The sequence below is a fragment of the Kiritimatiellia bacterium genome, assembly GCA_018001225.1.
In the GTDB taxonomy this organism is placed as follows: domain Bacteria; phylum Verrucomicrobiota; class Kiritimatiellia; order CAIQIC01; family JAGNIJ01; genus JAGNIJ01.
In genome coordinates, this window is the sequence record JAGNIJ010000014.1 from 14,663 (window position 1) to 31,644 (window position 16,982).

Below are 16,982 nucleotides of genomic sequence, written 5' to 3' on the forward strand. Positions count from 1 at the left end.
ACAGGTTTTTTTAATGCGCCCCGCCTCAAATCGGGTATGCTCGCCGGGGCTGGGTTTTCAACAGGAGCCGGATCATGGCCGTCTATCCATTCGCGCGGATCGAGAAGAAGTGGCAGCAATACTGGGACGAGCGGAAGACGTTCCGGACGCCGGACGAGCCGGAGGCCTCGCGCCCGAAATTCTACGTACTCGATATGTTCCCGTATCCCAGCGGGGCCGGCCTGCACGTGGGGCATCCCGAGGGCTACACGGCCACGGACATCGTCGCCCGCTACAAGCGGATGAAGGGCTTCAACGTGCTGCACCCGATGGGCTGGGATGCCTTCGGCCTGCCCGCCGAAAATTACGCCCTGGAGACCGGTACGCACCCCGGCGTGACCACGGCCCGCAACATCGAGCGGTTCCGCGCCCAGCTCAAGGCGCTCGGTTTTTCCTACGACTGGGAGCGCGAGGTGGCCACGACCGATCCCGACTACTACCGTTGGACCCAGTGGATCTTCCTGAAACTGTACGAGCGCGGCCTGGCCTACCAGGCCGAGGTGGCGGTGAACTGGTGCCCGGCCCTGGGGACCGTCCTGGCCAACGAGGAGGTCATCGACGGCAGGAGCGAGCGCGGCGGCCACCCGGTCATCCGCAAGCCGATGCGCCAGTGGATGCTGAAGATCACCGAGTACGCGGAGCGCCTGCTGAAGGACCTCGAGGAGCTGGACTGGTCCGAGAGCATCAAGGAGATGCAACGCAACTGGATCGGCCGCTCCGAGGGCGCCGAGGTGGATTTCGAGATCGAGGGTCGGCCCGGCGAAAAAATACGGGTGTACACGACCCGGCCCGACACGCTGTGGGGCGCGACGTACATGGTCCTGGCCCCGGAGCACCCGCTGGTGGACGCCGTGACCGCGCCCGCGCAGAAGGCCGCCGTCCGGGAATACCGGGAGAAGGCCTCGCGCAAGAGCGACTTGGAGCGCACCGAATTGCAGAAGGTCAAGACGGGGGTCTTCACGGGCGGGCATGCCGTGAACCCCGTCAACCGCAAGGCCATCCCGGTCTGGGTGGCGGACTACGTCCTGATCTCGTATGGCACGGGCGCGATCATGGCCGTCCCGGCGCACGACCAGCGCGACTACGAGTTCGCGCGCCAGTTCGACATCCCCGTGGTCGAGGTCGTGTCCGGCGGGGACATCTCGAAGACGGCCTACACGGGCGACGGCGTGCTGGTCAATTCCGGCAGCGACTGGGTGTCCATCAACGGGCTTGCCGTGCCGGCCGCGAAGGAGAAGATCACGGCGTGGCTGGAGGGGCAGGGGCTGGGCTGCCGCAAGGTGAACTACAAGCTGCGCGACTGGCTCTTCAGCCGGCAGCGCTACTGGGGCGAGCCGTTCCCGATCGTGTTCGTGGACGGCCGGCCGCAGCCGCTGCCCGCGGACACCCTTCCGCTGGTCCTGCCCGAGGTGGAGTCGTACAAGCCCAGCGGCACGGGCGAGAGCCCGCTGGCGACGATCGAGTCGTGGGTGCAGACCACCGACCCGGCGACCGGCCGGCCCGCGCGCCGCGAGACGAACACCATGCCCCAGTGGGCGGGCTCATGCTGGTACTACCTGCGCTTCATCGATCCGAAAAACGATCGCGCGGCCGTGGACCCGGCGAAGGAGCGCTACTGGATGCCGGTGGACCTGTACGTCGGCGGCGCGGAGCACGCCGTGCTGCACCTGCTCTACGCGCGCTTCTGGCACAAGGTGCTCTTCGACGCCGGCGTGGTGTCCACCCCGGAGCCGTTCCGCAAGCTCGTCAACCAGGGCATGATCCTGGGCGAGATGGAGTACACCCTCTACCGCGACGCCCGCGGCCAGCCGGTATCCGCGGAACGGGTGGATGACAACGACTGCGACAAGGCCACGGGCGAAAAGCTGCAGGCCGAGCGCGCGGCCGAGGAGGACATCGAAAAGCAGGGCGACGCCTTCGTATACCGCGCGCTTCCGGGGATCCGGGTCTCCGCCCGGTCCTTCAAGATGAGCAAGAGCCGCGGGAACGTGATCAACCCGGATGAGGTGGTGCGCCTGTACGGGGCGGATTCGCTGCGCCTGTACGAGATGTTCATGGGCCCGCTGGAGCAGGTCAAGCCGTGGAGCATGAAGGGCGTCGAGGGCGTCCACCGCTTCCTCAACCGTGTCTGGCGGCTGTTCGCCGACGAGGAAAAGGGGACGTTGAACGCCGAGGTTGTGTCCGCGGAACCGTCGCGGGAGCAGCTCCGCGCCCTGCACGCGACGATCCGGAAAGTGACCGAGGACATCGAGGGCATGCGTTTCAACACGGCCATCGCGGCGATGATGGAGTTCCTGAACGAGGCGCAGAAATGGTCGCCGCGCCCGCGCGCCGCGCTGGAGCCGTTCGTGCTGCTGCTGGCCCCCTTCGCGCCGCACCTGGCCGAGGAGATCTGGAGCCTGCTCGGACAGGCCGGCAGCCTGGCGGCGGAGCCCTGGCCGGTCGTGAACGAGGCCCTGCTGGTCGAAGACGTCATTGAGATCCCGGTGCAGGTCAACGGCAAGCTGCGCGGGCGGGTGCGGGTTCCCGTCGGCGCGGGGCAGGAAGCGATCCTGGCCGCCGCCCGCACCGAGGCCTCCGTCGCGCCGCACCTGGCCGGGAAGACGGTCCGCAAGGAGATCTACGTCGCCGGCCGGCTGGTGAACCTCGTGGTGGGGTAACCGGGCGTGACCATGGGCGCGGAGAAGAACAGGATCGTGTCGGCCATCCTGCGGATCCTGGCCGACGCCGGGCGGCCGCTGGGCAGCACGCAGATTTCCCGTGAATTGAACCTCATGGGCATCTCCCTTCAGCAGCGCATGGTGCGCTATTACCTGCGCCGCATGGACGGCGAGGGCTGGACGCAGAACCTGGGCCGGCCGGGCCGACGACTCACGGCGCGCGGACACGAGGAACTGCGGGACGCGATCGTCGTGGATAAGGTCGGGTTCGTTTCCACGCGCATGGACGAACTGTCCTGCAAGATGAATTACGACCTGGAGCGGGGGGGCGGTACGGTCATCCTCAACGTTTCGCGCGTGCGAGCGGAGGATTTTCCCGAGGCGGCCCGGCAGTGCCAAAAGGTGCTCGAGGCAGGGCTGGGGATGGGGCGGCGACTCGCCGTCGGGCAGGAGGGTCACGAACTGGGCGGGCAGCCGGTCCCGTTCGGCCGGGTGGCCCTCGGGACGGTTTGCAGCGTGACGCTGAACGGCCTCTTCCGCATGGCGGGCATTCCCGTGAACTCGCGGTTCGGAGGCTTGCTGGAGATCCGGGACGGCAAGCCGGCCCGCTTTACGCAGATGATCCACTATGATGCGACCACGATCGATCCCGTGGAAATTTTCGTCCGGGGCCGCATGACCCGGGTCCGCGAGGCCGCGGCGACGGGGCGGGGGTCCATCGGCGCGAGCTTCCGGGAGATCCCCGCGACGGCCCTGCCCGAGGCCCGGCAGTTGATCAAGAAGGTCGCCCGGGCGGGGCTGGGCGGCGTGCTGGCGGTGGGCCGGCCGGGCCAGGCGCTGCTGGATATCCCCGTGGCCGCGGGCCGGGTCGGCCTGGTCGTGGCCGCCGGGCTCAACGCCATGGCCGCGGTGGAGGAGGCCGGGATCGAAACGGAAAACCACGCGATGGCGGCGGTACACGAGTTCGCCGAACTGGTGCCCGTGGCCGGCGTCTCCGAGTCCCTGCTGACCTCGCGCAAGCTTCACAAGCGGCTGGCGTCGCTGCTGGAAGGCGGCCGGGGCGACGGGCTTTTCGAGTGATGCCCTTTCGTGGAGGGTCGAGCTTCCGCGAGGCCGCGTTCAGCGGTGATCGCCGCTGCCGTGGAGTTTCCCGCTTTCCTGGCGCGCGCGCAGCTTGGCCAGGTTCTGCTCCGCCACCTCCTGCATCGCTAGCCCAAGCTCCGTGCAGAGCGCGGCGATGTACCACAGCACGTCGCCCAGTTCGCGCGCCAGATCGCGGAGCCGCTCCGGGCCGATCCGACCTCCGTCGTCGCGGATGGCCTTCTTCAATTTTTCGCAGATCTCGCCGGTCTCGCCCGCGAGGCCGAGCGCCGGGTACGTCCAGTTTCCTTCGCCGCGCTGCGGGTACACGGCGGTGCGCATCGCGCCTTCCTGGTAGGCTTTGAAGTCGAGCATGGCTTCTCCCGGGTTGACGGCTGTCTGTTTGTAAAGGACGACCGGGATGGCGCCAAGCGGGAAAAAGAAAAGCAGGATTGGACATTCTCACGAGAAAAGGCTATATTTAAAAAATCCCATGAAACAACGGGATGATTCCCCCCAAGGCAAGGAGTGTACAGGGGGATTGAAGGAAAGGAAAAATGAAGGAAGAGAAGGAACCAACGCTGGCCGTTTTCATCGATTTTGAAAACCTGGCCCTCGGGTTCACCAATAGGAACGAACGCGTAAATATCGGGCGCATTCTGGCTCGTCTGCTGGAAAAGGGCCACATCGTGGTCAAGCGCGCCTACGCGGATTGGAAGCGCTACGCGACGGACGCCGCCTCGCTGCACGAGGCGGCCATCGAGCTCATCGAGGTGCCCGCCCGGCGCATGACCGGCAAAAATTCCGCCGACATGCGGCTGTGCGTGGATGCCATGGACATGAGCTATTCCAAGCCGCACATCGACACGTTCGTCATCGCCTCGGGCGACAGCGATTTCTCGCCGCTGGTGTCCAAGCTGCGCGAGAACAACAAGCACGTGATCGGACTGGGCCTGCGGAATTCCACCTCGGCCCTCCTGCGCGACAACTGCGACGAGTACATCTTCTACGAGGATCTCACGCTGGGCCAGGAGGAGCCGGAGGACATCCCCGGCGCCGACGACAAGCAGAAGGAGGTCTTCGGCATGCTGCTGGAGGCGCTCCAGGCCCTGCGCCGCGAGAACCGCGAGACGCTGTGGTCGTCCCTGATCAAGACCACGATCAAGCGCAAGAACCCCTCGTTCAACGAGGCGGCCTACGGCTACAAGAGCTTCAGCCGGATGCTCGAGGACGCGGCGCAGCAGGGGGTGATCGAACTCCAGCGCGACGCGGCCGACCGCACGCACATCGTCACCGCGTTCGGCGGCGATGTGCGCGGCAAAGCGTCGGCCGCCGGGGGAAGCCGCCGCCGGCGATAGGCCGGCGCGCCTCACGGGAGAACGCGTCGAGCCATGTCCCTGCGCGCGAAGCTATATTCCCTAAAGGGCCTGCTGGGCGGGCTGCACGAGCGGGACCTGGACCCGGATCCCGTAGCCCAGTTCAACGCCTGGTACCGCGCGGCCCGGCGGCTCTGGCTGCCGCAGCCCGACGCCTTTACCCTCGCGACGGCGGGCGCGGACGGCCGGCCCTCGGGCCGCCTTCTGCTGCTCAAGGGCGCGGACGAAAAGGGATTCGTGTTCTACACGAACTACGACAGCCGCAAGGCCTCCGAACTCGCCGCCAATCCGCGCGCGACGATGGTCTTCTTCTGGACCGAGTTCTACCGCCAGGTCCGCGTCGAGGGACGGCTGGAGAAGGTCTCCAACGCCGAGTCGGACGCCTACTTCGCTTCCCGTCCCCGGGGCAGCCAGATCGGGGCGTGGGCCTCGCGCCAGAGCGCGGAGATCGCCGGCCGTGAAGTCCTGGAGGCGCGCTGCCGGGAGATCGAGCAGCGCTTCGCCGGGCAGCCGGTGCCGCGCCCGCCGAACTGGGGCGGATACCGGTTGATCCCGGACCGTATCGAGTTCTGGCAAGGCCGGCCCAGCCGCCTGCACGACCGGCTGTGCTACCTGCGCGAGGGCTCGGGCTGGCGGGTGATCCGGCTCTCGCCGTGAAGCGTTCGGGCCACCCTTCTGCAATAAACCGTGGAAGTCCTGGCCCGGTTACGTGAACACGTACGCCCCGTAGCCCACCACCTCGTCCCGCGGCCCGGCGGTGTCGCCGGAGCTGCGCAGGTCGATGGTCTGGACCGTGAGCCCGTGCCGCTGCGCCGCGAGGAGCAGCCCGGCGATCGGCAGGCGGCCGCAGGCCTGCTCGGGGTCCAGCTCTTCCGGATGAAGCTGCTCGATCGCCTTGGAGGCGGCCTCGTCCAGCCGGCGGGCCTCCTTGTACGGATGGTAGTGGCTCAAATCCGAGCTGACGACGATCAGCGTTTCCGGCCCGCCCCAGAGCGCCTCCAGCACCTCGGCGACCTCTTCGGGTTCCGCGTCGCCGACGGCGAGCGGGACCAGCTGGAAATCTTCGAGGACCATCTGCAGGAATGGGAGCTGGACCTCCAGGCTGTGCTCCATCGCGTGGGCCTGGTCGATGACCCGTACAAAGCGAAGGGCGGCGAGCGGCGTCGCGGCCTCGGCGTCCACCGGCACATCCCCCAGCGGCGTGGCGAAGGCCCGCGCCCCGCTCAAGGCCAGGCCCCGGAACGCCACCCGGTGCGACGGGCCGAGCAGGACGACGCGGCGGATCCGGCCGCGGGCCGGCTGAATCCGCGCGTAGGCCGACGCGGCGATGGGCCCGGAATAGATGTAGCCGGCGTGCGGGGCGATGAGGGCCTTGGGAACCGGCCCCGCCGTCTCGACCGCTTGAAGCCAGCCGGAGATCATGGCGCGCAGTTCGCCGGCGGCCGAGGGATAGAACATCCCGGCCACGGCGGGACGGCGTATGCCGGTGGTATTCATGGTCAATTCCAGCATACGCCGGTGCGCCGGAGGCGGCAAGACCCGGCTGGATTGCCGAGGGGGAAGGCGTAAAATAGGAACAGGATGGCGGGCGACTATCCAGAGGGGCCGGTCGTGCCGGCCCGTTACGGGCGGAAACTCCCAGACGGGCGGGTGCAATGCACAGTCTGTCCCCACGAGTGCCGCCTTAAAGAGGGCCAGCGCGGCATCTGCTTCGTGCGGGCGTGCCAGGGCGGCGAGCTTGTGCTGACAACGTACGGCCGCTCAAGCGGCTTCTGCGTGGACCCGATCGAGAAGAAGCCCCTGAACCATTTCCTGCCGGGCACCCCGGTGCTGTCGTTCGGCACGGCGGGCTGCAACCTGGCCTGCCGGTTCTGCCAGAACTGGCACATCAGCAAGGCGCGGGAGATGGACCTTCTCGCCGAGCGGGCCGGGCCCGAAGCGATCGCCCGCGCCGCCCGGCGCGCCGGCTGCCGGAGCGTGGCGTTTACATACAACGATCCGGTGATCTTCCTGGAGTACGCCGTGGCTGCCGCGGAGGCCTGCCGCCGCGAGGGGATTAAAACCGTGGCCGTGACGGCGGGCTACATCCACGGCGAGGCGCGCAAGGAGTTCTTTGCGGCGATGGACGCCGCCAACGTGGACCTGAAGTCGTTTACGGACCGGTTCTACCGCGAGCTCTGCGGCGGCGACCTGCAGACCGTCCTCGACACGCTGCTATACCTCAAGAGGGAAACCCGGGTCTGGTTCGAGATTACCACCCTGCTGATCCCCGGCGAAAACGACTCCGAGGAGGAGGTCGACGCGCTGTCCCGCTGGGTGGCCGCGGAACTGGGGCCCGACGTGCCCCTCCACTTCACGGCGTTCTACCCGACGTGGAAGATGACCGACCGGCCCCCGACGCCGGCGGCCACGCTGCGCCGGGCCCGGCAACAGGCCCTGCGCGCCGGCCTGCGCTACGTCTACACGGGCAACGTGCGGGACCCGGAGGGCGCCGCGACGCGGTGTCACGCCTGCGGGAGCGTGCTGATCGGCCGGGACGGCTACGACCTGACGGAGTGGGGGTTGGCGGAGGAGGGGCGCTGCCGCCGCTGCGGGACCGCGTGCGCGGGGGTGTTCGAAGAAAAGCCCGGTGCCTGGGGCGGCCGCTGTGTCCCTGTGCGGCCGGGCTCCTGACGCTACGTCGCCAGGATCCGCTTGGACTCGTCGAGGAAGATCCCTTTCAGGTTCATCCGCAACTGCTCGACATTGCCCGCCCGGGCCATGCCCTCTTCCTCGGTGATCTGGCCCGACTTGATCATCTTGTAGATGGCCTGGTTGAACGTCTGCATGCCGTCCGCCTCGCCGGTCTCGATGGCGGCGGCCAGGACCTCAAGGGAGTTTTTCTCGATCAGCTTCCGGACGGTCGGCGTGTTGATCATGATCTCCGTCGCCGGCACCACGCCGCCCCGGATCGCAGGGATCAGCCGCTGGCAGATGACCGCCTTGAGGTTATTCGCCAGGCTCATGCGCACCTGGTCGCGCTCGGTGTGCGGGAAGAAGTTCAGGATGCGGGACAGGGTCTGGCTGGCCGTGTCGGTGTGGAGCGTGGTCAGCACCAGGTGCCCCGTCTCGGAGGCGGCCAGGGCGGCGGTGAAGCTCTCGGCGTCGCGCATCTCGCCGACCATGATGACGTCCGGGTCCTGGCGGAGCATGAACTTCAGCGCGGTGTGGAAGGACACCGTATCCAGCCCGATTTCGCGCTGGGAAATCGAGGACTGCGCGTCCTCGAACTCGTACTCGATGGGGTCCTCGACCGTAATGATGCGCCGCTTGAAGTGGACGTTGATGTGCTGGATCATCGACGCGAGCGTCGTGGACTTGCCGCTGCCGGTGGTCCCGGTGGCGAGCACGATGCCGCGGGGCACCTCGGCCAGTTTCTGCAGGATGGGCGGCAGGTGCAAATCCTCGAACCCCGGGATCTTCGACTTGACGTGCCGCATGGCCACGGCGGGCAGGCCCTGGCTCTGGAACACGTTCACGCGGAACCGGCCGACCTCCTCCAGCCGGTACGAAAAATCCAGTTCGTGCTTGTGGTCGATGGACGCCTGAAGGTGCGCGGGGACCAGTTCCCTCACGAAGTCCTTCAACTGCTCGGGCGTCAGGGGCTCGGGACGGGCGTCCTCGAGGTTGGCGTGCACGCGGAAGAGGGGCGGTTGGTGCGCCTTCAAATGGACGTCCGAGGCGCCGCGGCGCACGGCCTCGGTCAGAAGTTCTCGCAGTAGGGACATAGGTGCTTGCCCGCCTTCGCCATGCAGCGGATCCGATCGCGCTTGGAGTCCGGCAGGTCCAGGAACTTGATCCAGATCCGGAACATGTCGCGGTTCTCCAGCGGCTTGCAATGCACCACGACCCCGGAACACTGGATCTCCTCCGAACCTTTCTTGCCGGTGGGGAGCGCCACGCGGAATTCCATGATCTGGAACTCGGGAATCCGCCGTGGCGAGTAAAACTGGACCCCGAGCGGACACACCCGGAACCCCTCGGGCTGCTCCACGGGATTGTCGTCGCAAACGAAGACGCTGACCGCTTCCTGTTTTTTCACCGGGCTGGCCGATCCGATGCGCATGATGTTGGCACTATACGAGAGCTTGGACCCGGGCTCAATCTAAAGCAGCCCGGGCTCCCTGTCAAATGGGCAGCCATTCTACTTGTGGCGCTTTTCGGCGCCGGAATCACAGCGGGTTCGGAGCCCCGCTGTACTTTCAACAGACGTCCGCGGCACAGCAGGCGCTATGAGCCTGCTGCTCTGCCCAAAATGAGAATGGCTGGTCAAATGGGCTTGCGGCCGGGAACGGGCCGCGCCTATGATGCCTGTCCATGAAGATTTTCCTGACCGGCGGCGCGGGCTATATCGGCAGCATCACCAGCGAACTCCTGCTGGACGCGGGGCACGAGGTCGTCGTCTTCGACAACCTCGAGCGCGGGCACGCGGAGGCGCTGGATCCCCGCGCCCGGTTCGTCCGCGGCGACCTCCGGGAGCGCGGGCAGATCCTGGACGCCCTGGCCGCCGCCCGGCCGGAGGCCGTCATGCATTTCGCCGCCTATGCCCTCGTGGGGGAGTCCATGCAGGATCCCCAGCTGTACTTTCGCAACAACGTGGCCGGCGGCGTGAACCTGCTGGACGCCGCCCTGGCCCAGAAGGTCCGCAAATTCATCTTCTCGTCCACCTGCGCCACGTACGGCGTACCCGACCGGCTGCCCATGACGGAAGAAACGGCGCAGCGGCCGGCGAACCCGTACGGGGAGTCGAAGCTGATGTTCGAAAAAATCCTGGCCTGGGCACAGCAGCTCCACGGCATCGAACCGGTGTTCCTCCGCTATTTCAACGCCTGCGGCGCGACGAAAAAGCTGGGCGAGGACCACGAGCCGGAAACCCACCTGATCCCCAACGTCATGCGGACCGCCCTCGGCAGGCAGCCCGCCGTGCAGATGTTCGGCGACGACTACGACACGCCCGACGGGACCTGTATCCGGGACTACATTCACATCGTCGACCTGGCCCAGGCGCATATCCTCGCGCTGCGCGAGGGCATCTCGGGGGCTTTCAATCTCGGGAACGGAGAGGGCTTTTCGGTCAAACAAGTGATCGAGGCCGCCCGGGAGGTTACGGGCCTCCCGATCCCCGTGAACCAGGCGCCGCGCCGCCCCGGCGATCCGCCCCGTCTCGTGGCGGCCGCGCGCAAGGCGGCGGCCGTCCTCGGCTGGAAGCCGAAGTATCCCGACCTGCGCACCATCCTCCAGCATGCCTGGGCCTGGCACCAGGCCCACCCGCGGGGATATGCCCCGTGAAGCCCGTCGTGGAATTGATTACGACCGGCAGCGAGCTCTTGAGCGGCCGCACCGTCAACCGCCATGCCCAGGTGCTGGGCGCGCACCTGGATCGGCTGGGCTTCCAGTTGATCCGCGACACCACGGTGCCCGACGACCTGCCGGCCATACGGGACGTGCTGAAGTGGGCGCTGACCCGCGTGGACGTGGTGATCGTCAGCGGGGGCCTGGGGCCGACCAGCGACGACATGACCCCGGAAGCCGTCGCCGGCCTGTTCGGGCGATCGGTGGTCGTGGATGCCGGATCCCTGGAAGCGCTGCGCCGCCGGTACGAGCGGCTCGGGCGGGCGGTGACGCCGGCGGCCGAGCGCCAGGCGCGGATCGTGGAGAAGTCGGTCGCGCTTCCGAATCCCGTGGGCGTGGCGCCGGGCGAGCGGCTGGAGGTCGGCGGGAAGACCGTCTTCATCCTGCCGGGCCCGCCCGCCGAATTCCTGGCCATCCTCGAGCAGCACGTCCTGCCCTGGCTCGACGCGGCCTTGTCGGACCGGCCTGCCCCGACGCAATCCCTGCTCATGGTCTGCGGGCTGGGCGAGTCCGATATCGCCTCGGTGTTCGAGCAGGCTCATTTTCCGCCCGCCGGCCTCCAGACGGCGTACTGCGCCGCGCCCGGCCGGATCGAGGTGCGTTTCTCCGCGGAATCGACCGCCGGGGATCCCGAGGCCGCGGCCCGGGAGGCGGCACGGCTTCTCGGCGGCCACGTGTACTCGGTTCGACGCGAGGACCTCGAAGAAGTCGTCGGGCGGCTGCTGACCCTCCAATCCCGGACCCTGGCCGTGGCGGAATCCTGTACCGGCGGTCTGGTGGGGGCCCGGATCACGGCGGTCAGCGGCAGTTCAGCCTATTTCCGCGGCGGCGTGATCGTATATGCCAACGACATGAAGACCGCCGAACTGGGCGTGCCCGCCGACCTGATCGACGGGAAGGGCGCGGTCAGCCCGAAGGTGGCGGCCCATATGGCCCGGGCGGTGGCCGCGAAATTCAAAAGCGACTATGGCCTGTCGATCACCGGGATCGCCGGTCCGACCGGCGGAACTCCCGACAAGCCTGTCGGCCTCGTCTACATCGCCCTGGCCGAAAAAGACCGCGTGCAGGTGCGGCGATACCGGTTCGGCGGCGACCGCGAGCGGATCCGGGAGTGGAGCGTGCGCATGGCCCTCGACATGCTGCGCCGACGGCTCCAGGACGTGCCGGAAACGGATGATTTCGGAACCGACTGTACGCAGGATTGATCTCCCCGACAATTCGCTTGCCATGGGGATGCAACCTGCTACTGTAGAACCGATTTCGACGGAAGCCTTTACATGACCAACGGCGCAAAAGAAGAACTGATCCAGGTGGACGGCGTGGTGACCAAGGTCCTGCCCGCCACGATGTACCGGGTCAAGCTCGCCAACGGCCACGAAATCCTGGCGCATATCTCCGGCAAGATGCGCAAGCACTTCATCAAGATCACCACCGGCGACAAGGTGACGGTGGAGATGTCGCCGTACGATCTGACCAAGGGCCGGATTACCTTCCGGCACAAGTTCTAGTCCGGTCTTCCTGCCCACGGGCACGCGTGTCGTGTCCCGGAAATAAGAAGCCCGGGAAAGGAAGCTTGTCATCCCGAGCGCAGCGAGGGATCTCTGTGTCGCTCAGAAAGTTGGAGATCCCTCACTTTGTTCGGGATGACAGCATAGTGTGGTTGGACACTGTACTATAGCCCGAGCCGCAACCGGTTCAGCGTCCGCTTGAAATCCGCGGGAAGCGGCGCTTTCACGCGGATCGTTTCCCCGGTGGCGGGGTGGGGGAAGGCCAGGCCGGAGGCATGCAGCATCTGGCGGGGCACCTCCCGCAGCCGTGGATCGTCGAGGTCCCTCGTGAGATAGGACTTGTCCCCCAGGACGGGATGCCGGATGGACGCCATGTGCTTGCGGATCTGGTGCGTTCGCCCGGTCTCGATCAGGATCTTCACGTGGCTGGCGAAGGGGTTCCCGCTCAACAGCTTCACGTGCGTGACCGCCGGCAGGCCGTCGAGGGGATCGGTGATGGTGACGCCGGCCGCCGGGATGCGGCCCGCCACGATGGCGTGGTAGGTCTTCGTGACCGCCCGTTCCTTGAAGAGGGCGACGGCGATCTCGCGCGAGGCGGGATTCAGCGCGAACCAGAGGCAGCCGGTCGTGTCCCGGTCCAGGCGGTGCACGGCCTCGGCGGCCGGCAGGCGCAGGAGCCGCCGCAGGCGCTCCTCGACGCTGCCGGCGCCGTTCGTGGGCAGTCCCGCCGGCTTGTGGACAACCAGGTAGTTCCCGTCGCGGTACAGGATGGGGAGGGGGGCGTCCACGGTGTCGGGCGCGGCCGCGGCCGCGCCCGGGATCTCGATCCGGTCCTCCGGCTGGAGCGGGTGCCGGGCCATCCAGGTTCGGCGGCCGTTCACGAACACCAGCCGTTCGTCGAGCAGGCGCTTGGCCTGCTTCCGGGAAATGTTCAGGCGCCGCGCCAGGAAGATATCCAGCGGCGCGCCGGCCTCGGCGGCGCTCACCGTGATGGGCCGGTTTTTCATGGCCGCATCATAGCGGCTTGCCCTCTGCGGGGAAATCCTGATCTGCGGCGATTCATCCGTGGCTGTGGGGCTCGCCCGCATCTTGAGCATGCCTGACGTTTCTGCATGATCCGTCGAAATGTGACACGGGCGTCCCGACCGTGCTTTTCACGGCCGGGACGGCCGTGCCACGAAGGATTCCGGCTCCCGCCCGTGCAACGGGTTTTTCTGTGCGGTGGCGGGGGGTATGTGGCATCATGGCGCCCGATGAACGGCCCGAGAAAACTCAAGGCCCCGCTCCTGGTGTTCGTGACCGGCGCCTGCGTCATGGGGATGGAACTGGCCGCCGGGCGGATGCTGGCCCGGGCGATGGGGCAGTCGCTGTACACCTGGACGTCCATCATCGGGCTCGTGATGGCCGGCCTCTCGATCGGGAACAGCCTCGGCGGCCGGCTCGCGGACCGGTGGCCGGAACGTCCGCTGCTGGCCGGCGCCCTCGTCCTGGCCTCCCTGTCCTGCTTTCTCGCGCTGCCCCTGCACCGGGCGATTGCGCAATGGACCTGGCTGTGGGATTTTCCCGGGCCGGTCCGCATCCTGGCGCACACGGCCGTTGTTTTCCTGCCGCCTTCGCTGCTCATGGGCGCCGTGCCGCCCGTGGCCGCGCGGGTGGCGCTGAAGGACGGCGCCGCGCCCGGCCGCGTCCTGGGCCGGCTCTATGCCTGGAACGCCCTCGGCAGCATCGCGGGCACCTTCGCGGCCGGATTCTTTCTCGTGGCCGCGATCGGGGCCCCGGGCACGGTCCTCGCCGCCGGCGCCGGACTCGGGTTCCTGGTCCTGGCCCTGGGCGGATACGGGAGCGTCTGGGCGCTGGTGGCGGCCGTTCTGCTGTGGGCCGGCCTGGCGCCGGGCTCCTTCGCGACCCGCGTCGGCCTCGCGTTGCGGCTCCGCGAGGCCCCGGCGGCCGGCGTGGTCTACCGCGACGAGAGCCAGTACTCGTACATCGCGGTCAAGGCCACGGACGATCCCGCCGTGCGCGGGCTGTACCTCGACAAGATGATGCACAGCGAGATGGATATCCGCGACCCCCTGAAGCTGCTCTACAAGTACGCCTGGATCTACGAGGCCGCCCTCGACCATTTCTCCCCCGCGCCCGCGCCGGTCTCCGCCTTCGTCATCGGCGGGGGGGGCTACACGTTCCCACGCTACCTGGTCGCCACGCGGCCGGGCAGCCGGGTGGACGTCGCGGAAATCGACCCGGCCGTCACCCGGGCCGCGCAGGCCGCCTGCGGCCTGGCGCCCGACGCGAACATCCATGTCCATCACCTCGACGCCCGGAACTTCGTGGAGGACCTCGTCCGCCGCGGGACGCGCGGCGAGGAGGCGCCCCCGTACGACTACATCTTCGGCGACACGTTCAACGACTACTCGGTCCCGTACCACCTGACCACGGTCGAGTTCACCCGCGCGCTGGCCGGGCTGATGACCGACCGCGGGCTGTACATGCTGAACATGATCGACCGCTTCGACTCCGGCCGGTTCCTGGCGGCGATCGTCGCGACCTTCCGCGAAGTCTTCCCCGGCGTGTACGTCTACTTCTGCCACCGCAACCTGACCTCGCGCGGCACCTACGTCGTCGTCGGGTCCCGGCGCGCGCTGGAGGCGTCCGACCTGGCCGCCATGACGGAACGCCTGCGGCAGCGCCCGGACTTTTTCGGCTTCCTGCTGTCGGCGGAGCAGGTGGACGGCCTGCTCGCGCGAACGCGGGCCCGGCCGCTGACGGACGATTACGCCCCCGTGGAGAACCTGCTGGCCGACGTCGTCCGCCAGGACCGGCCGGAAGGGCTGGACTTCGAGCACATCCGGAACGGCCTGCGCGAGGCCGAGCAGGGGCGCCTGGACGAGGCCGTACGGGAGTTCGAGCGCGCGCTGGAACTCAATCCGTCCAACGTCAAGGCCCTCTACAATCTCGGCGTGGCGCGGATGAACCAGGGCGAGTTGCGCAAGGCGCTGCAGGCGTTCGGCGCCGCGCTCGAGGCGGAGCCGGAGAACGCGGACGTCCGGAACAACGCGGGCGTCAGCCTGGCCCGGCTGGGGATGTTCGACGAGGCCGCCGATCAGTTCGAGGCCATTGTCCGGTTGCGTCCCGAAGCCGTGGATGCGCGGGTCAACCTCGCGGCCATCCGCGCGCAGCAGGGCAGGGGCGACGAGGCGCGCGTTCTGCTCGAGGAAGCCCTTCGGTTGAATCCCGGCCACGTCCAGGCGCGGCAGAACCTGCAGGCGCTGGGCGGGCAAGCGCCCTGAATCACGGGCGGGACGCCCGTGCCACGTTTGGTACGGCGTAGCATCCCCAAAACGAACGACCCCGGCGTTTCCGCCGGGGTCGTCTCACAAACTCTGTACGGTCCGCTTACCGCTGCTTGCGGGTCAGCCGCAGGCCGATCAGGCCCAACGCCACCAGCGCCAGCACGCCCGGCTCCGGAATGGCCAGAGGAGTCAAGGTCGTGTCCACATCACCACCATAGGTGACGTCAAAGTCGTCGGCCACGGGATCGGAATGCGGATAGGTCCAAGTTGGGCCATTCGCATAGCGGTTAGTCACAGACGTCGGAACACTGCCAGCGGCATAATTCGGAGACGCATCACTCCAGAAGCGGGCAAAATACACCCGATTCGATTGCACATCTCCACCCGCCGCAGTCAATCCGCCGGAGAACCAGCCATCGTCGCCGCCTGCTGCGCCGGCGCCAATCCAGCGCCACTCGATGACGACATCATCCGTCGAACCTGTGCCATCGCCAGAAGCATAAGCTTGGTCAGCCACTCCATTGGCGCCGACCCAAAGCAACTGAACGAAGCACCCGATACTGCTGCTGACATCCCCACCCAGCAACGTCGTTCCATCCCCGTAATTCGCATAGCCAACGTTCATGAACCACGAGATGCCCTCGCCCGACGCCCCAAGCGCTAAACCGCACAACACCGCGACGACTAACATGAGCTTACGCATTATTGTCCTCCACCTTTTATGTCTGTCTGTATTCCCTGCTTACGTCCACATTGCTAGAAAGTGTACGGTCGAGCTTCTGCCCAGTTGAAGTTTAGCGAGTTCCTATTGCGATAGAAGAACCCCGCGCCTGAACCCACATACACATTGGTTGCCAAAACATTGGCTAACGTATACCACTTCTTGTCCGATTGTTTCAACCAGTAAATCTCATATTTTTTTGTGGCTGTGTTCCACACCGAAACCTGGTCTGCGACGCCTTCGGACTTGCCTGACAATCCGTTCGTGAGCTTACTGTCATTAATGTTAACAGATGTGCTGAACGGATAAGAAACCATTGACAATCCCGGGACCAATACATTAGTGATAACGCTATCCTCCGGAACGTCTCCGCTCACCACGACAATTCTATTGGTGGACGCGCGGTTTCGAATATAGAAGCCATCTTCGGTGTCTATGTACACATTCGTTGCCCGTTGATTGCTTAGGTCATACCAGTAGTTGTCTGTAGATTTCAGCCAGTAGGTCTGATACTTCTGCAAGCTTGCATCCCAAATAATGATCTGATCGGCTACGCCTTCCGATTTGCCGCTTGTCAACTGCGCACCGATTACTTGATCAAGATTATTCGTCGTTTTGTCGAATGGGACGGAAAGCATGGTTAGAGTGCTTGACGACGCCGTTAACTTCTGAAACCCCACCACATTGACGGAGTACACTTCGCTCTGGCCGGAGGAGGAGAGGACCAGGAGGCCGCAGAGGAGGGCTGCACCGGACCATACCGCTTTCTTGCACGCGTTGCGCATGGGTGAATCCGCCTTTCTTGTGAAGCTTCCGAAATCGATAACGTAAACATACCGGTAACGCGTTTTACCGTAAAGGCCTTTTTTGCTCTTTTTTCACTTTTTTTGCGATATCGTAAATTGCTATTATACAGG

16 protein-coding genes are annotated in these 16,982 nt (G+C 66.5%); 9 read left to right on the forward strand and 7 right to left on the reverse strand.

Translation table 11 applies throughout. The annotated features are described in order from the left end of the window. The first annotated feature begins 74 nt into the window (after nucleotides 1-74). Both KA248_06505 and KA248_06510 read left to right on the forward strand, forming a co-directional pair. The gene (locus KA248_06505) at nucleotides 75-2,699 is read left to right on the forward strand and encodes a leucine--tRNA ligase (GenBank protein MBP7829552.1); all 2,625 of its coding nucleotides are present in this window, start codon (nucleotides 75-77) and stop codon (nucleotides 2,697-2,699) included. A gap of 6 nt (nucleotides 2,700-2,705) precedes the next feature. After that, nucleotides 2,706-3,779 carry a DUF128 domain-containing protein gene (locus KA248_06510; GenBank protein MBP7829553.1) on the forward strand — a complete coding sequence of 358 codons (1,074 nt, stop codon included), beginning with the start codon at nucleotides 2,706-2,708 and terminating at the stop codon, nucleotides 3,777-3,779. Between the two features lie 39 nt (nucleotides 3,780-3,818). On the opposite strand, the gene KA248_06515 is transcribed toward KA248_06510, so the two are convergent. Beyond that, entirely contained in the window at nucleotides 3,819-4,154 is a 336-nt protein-coding gene (locus tag KA248_06515; protein MBP7829554.1) for a nucleoside triphosphate pyrophosphohydrolase family protein, read from the reverse strand. Between the two features lie 182 nt (nucleotides 4,155-4,336). On the opposite strand from KA248_06515, the gene KA248_06520 reads away from it, so the two are divergent. Together KA248_06520 and pdxH are read left to right on the forward strand one after the other, a co-directional pair. Continuing rightward, complete coding sequence (locus KA248_06520) at nucleotides 4,337-5,137, forward strand: NYN domain-containing protein (protein ID MBP7829555.1); 801 nt, start codon at nucleotides 4,337-4,339, stop codon at nucleotides 5,135-5,137. A 33-nt stretch (nucleotides 5,138-5,170) separates the two neighbouring features. Continuing rightward, nucleotides 5,171-5,812, forward strand: coding sequence for a pyridoxamine 5'-phosphate oxidase (gene pdxH / locus KA248_06525; protein ID MBP7829556.1), 642 nt, complete (start codon nucleotides 5,171-5,173; stop codon nucleotides 5,810-5,812). Between the two features lie 48 nt (nucleotides 5,813-5,860). Here the strand turns inward: pdxH and amrB are convergent, their stop codons facing one another. Continuing rightward, nucleotides 5,861-6,652, reverse strand: a complete 792-nt coding sequence (gene amrB, locus KA248_06530) for an AmmeMemoRadiSam system protein B (protein ID MBP7829557.1) — start codon at nucleotides 6,650-6,652, stop codon at nucleotides 5,861-5,863. 84 nt (nucleotides 6,653-6,736) lie between these two features. On the opposite strand from amrB, the gene amrS reads away from it, so the two are divergent. After that, complete coding sequence (gene amrS, locus KA248_06535) at nucleotides 6,737-7,828, forward strand: AmmeMemoRadiSam system radical SAM enzyme (GenBank protein ID MBP7829558.1); 1,092 nt, start codon at nucleotides 6,737-6,739, stop codon at nucleotides 7,826-7,828. 2 nt (nucleotides 7,829-7,830) lie between these two features. Here amrS and KA248_06540 read toward each other — a convergent pair whose 3' ends face one another. Further along, entirely contained in the window at nucleotides 7,831-8,922 is a 1,092-nt protein-coding gene (locus tag KA248_06540) for a PilT/PilU family type 4a pilus ATPase (GenBank protein ID MBP7829559.1), read from the reverse strand. Continuing rightward, the gene (locus KA248_06545; protein ID MBP7829560.1) at nucleotides 8,898-9,260 is read right to left on the reverse strand and encodes a PilZ domain-containing protein; all 363 of its coding nucleotides are present in this window, start codon (nucleotides 9,258-9,260) and stop codon (nucleotides 8,898-8,900) included. The genes KA248_06540 and KA248_06545 overlap by 25 nt, the downstream gene beginning before the upstream one ends. Before the next feature lie 251 nt (nucleotides 9,261-9,511). Here KA248_06545 and galE point away from each other — a divergent pair, with 251 nt between their 5' ends. The 3 genes from galE (at nucleotide 9,512) to infA (ending at nucleotide 12,054) form a co-directional block, all read left to right on the forward strand. After that, nucleotides 9,512-10,483, forward strand: coding sequence for a UDP-glucose 4-epimerase GalE (gene galE / locus KA248_06550; protein MBP7829561.1), 972 nt, complete (start codon nucleotides 9,512-9,514; stop codon nucleotides 10,481-10,483). Further along, nucleotides 10,480-11,751 (forward strand): competence/damage-inducible protein A, encoded by a 1,272-nt coding sequence (locus tag KA248_06555; protein MBP7829562.1) that lies wholly within the window; start codon nucleotides 10,480-10,482, stop codon nucleotides 11,749-11,751. The genes galE and KA248_06555 overlap by 4 nt, the downstream gene beginning before the upstream one ends. Nucleotides 11,752-11,823: 72 nt before the next feature. Beyond that, nucleotides 11,824-12,054 carry a translation initiation factor IF-1 gene (infA, locus tag KA248_06560; protein ID MBP7829563.1) on the forward strand — a complete coding sequence of 77 codons (231 nt, stop codon included), beginning with the start codon at nucleotides 11,824-11,826 and terminating at the stop codon, nucleotides 12,052-12,054. A 164-nt stretch (nucleotides 12,055-12,218) separates the two neighbouring features. Here the strand turns inward: infA and KA248_06565 are convergent, their stop codons facing one another. After that, entirely contained in the window at nucleotides 12,219-13,061 is an 843-nt protein-coding gene (locus KA248_06565) for an RluA family pseudouridine synthase (protein MBP7829564.1), read from the reverse strand. Nucleotides 13,062-13,307: 246 nt separating this feature from the next. Here KA248_06565 and KA248_06570 point away from each other — a divergent pair, with 246 nt between their 5' ends. After that, nucleotides 13,308-15,341: a fused MFS/spermidine synthase gene (locus KA248_06570; protein ID MBP7829565.1), complete on the forward strand. Its 2,034-nt coding sequence runs from the start codon at nucleotides 13,308-13,310 to the stop codon at nucleotides 15,339-15,341. A gap of 106 nt (nucleotides 15,342-15,447) precedes the next feature. On the opposite strand, the gene KA248_06575 is transcribed toward KA248_06570, so the two are convergent. Both KA248_06575 and KA248_06580 read right to left on the reverse strand, forming a co-directional pair. Next, complete coding sequence (locus KA248_06575; GenBank protein ID MBP7829566.1) at nucleotides 15,448-16,047, reverse strand: PEP-CTERM sorting domain-containing protein; 600 nt, start codon at nucleotides 16,045-16,047, stop codon at nucleotides 15,448-15,450. A 53-nt stretch (nucleotides 16,048-16,100) separates the two neighbouring features. Continuing rightward, nucleotides 16,101-16,850 carry a hypothetical protein gene (locus tag KA248_06580; protein ID MBP7829567.1) on the reverse strand — a complete coding sequence of 250 codons (750 nt, stop codon included), beginning with the start codon at nucleotides 16,848-16,850 and terminating at the stop codon, nucleotides 16,101-16,103. Nucleotides 16,851-16,982: the final 132 nt, after the last annotated feature.

Bases quoted from the DNA above. Each gene is read 5' to 3' on its own strand.
- KA248_06505 (MBP7829552.1), top strand. From the start codon at position 75: ATGGCCGTCTATCCATTCGCGCGGATCGAGAAGAAGTGGCAGCAATAC.
- KA248_06515 (MBP7829554.1), bottom strand. From the start codon at position 4,154: ATGCTCGACTTCAAAGCCTACCAGGAAGGCGCGATGCGCACCGCCGTG.
- KA248_06520 (MBP7829555.1), top strand. From the start codon at position 4,337: ATGAAGGAAGAGAAGGAACCAACGCTGGCCGTTTTCATCGATTTTGAA.
- pdxH (MBP7829556.1), top strand. From the start codon at position 5,171: ATGTCCCTGCGCGCGAAGCTATATTCCCTAAAGGGCCTGCTGGGCGGG.
- amrB (MBP7829557.1), bottom strand. From the start codon at position 6,652: ATGAATACCACCGGCATACGCCGTCCCGCCGTGGCCGGGATGTTCTAT.
- amrS (MBP7829558.1), top strand. From the start codon at position 6,737: ATGGCGGGCGACTATCCAGAGGGGCCGGTCGTGCCGGCCCGTTACGGG.
- KA248_06540 (MBP7829559.1), bottom strand. From the start codon at position 8,922: ATGTCCCTACTGCGAGAACTTCTGACCGAGGCCGTGCGCCGCGGCGCC.
- KA248_06545 (MBP7829560.1), bottom strand. From the start codon at position 9,260: ATGCGCATCGGATCGGCCAGCCCGGTGAAAAAACAGGAAGCGGTCAGC.
- galE (MBP7829561.1), top strand. From the start codon at position 9,512: ATGAAGATTTTCCTGACCGGCGGCGCGGGCTATATCGGCAGCATCACC.
- infA (MBP7829563.1), top strand. From the start codon at position 11,824: ATGACCAACGGCGCAAAAGAAGAACTGATCCAGGTGGACGGCGTGGTG.
- KA248_06565 (MBP7829564.1), bottom strand. From the start codon at position 13,061: ATGAAAAACCGGCCCATCACGGTGAGCGCCGCCGAGGCCGGCGCGCCG.
- KA248_06570 (MBP7829565.1), top strand. From the start codon at position 13,308: ATGAACGGCCCGAGAAAACTCAAGGCCCCGCTCCTGGTGTTCGTGACC.
- KA248_06575 (MBP7829566.1), bottom strand. From the start codon at position 16,047: ATGCGTAAGCTCATGTTAGTCGTCGCGGTGTTGTGCGGTTTAGCGCTT.
- KA248_06580 (MBP7829567.1), bottom strand. From the start codon at position 16,850: ATGCGCAACGCGTGCAAGAAAGCGGTATGGTCCGGTGCAGCCCTCCTC.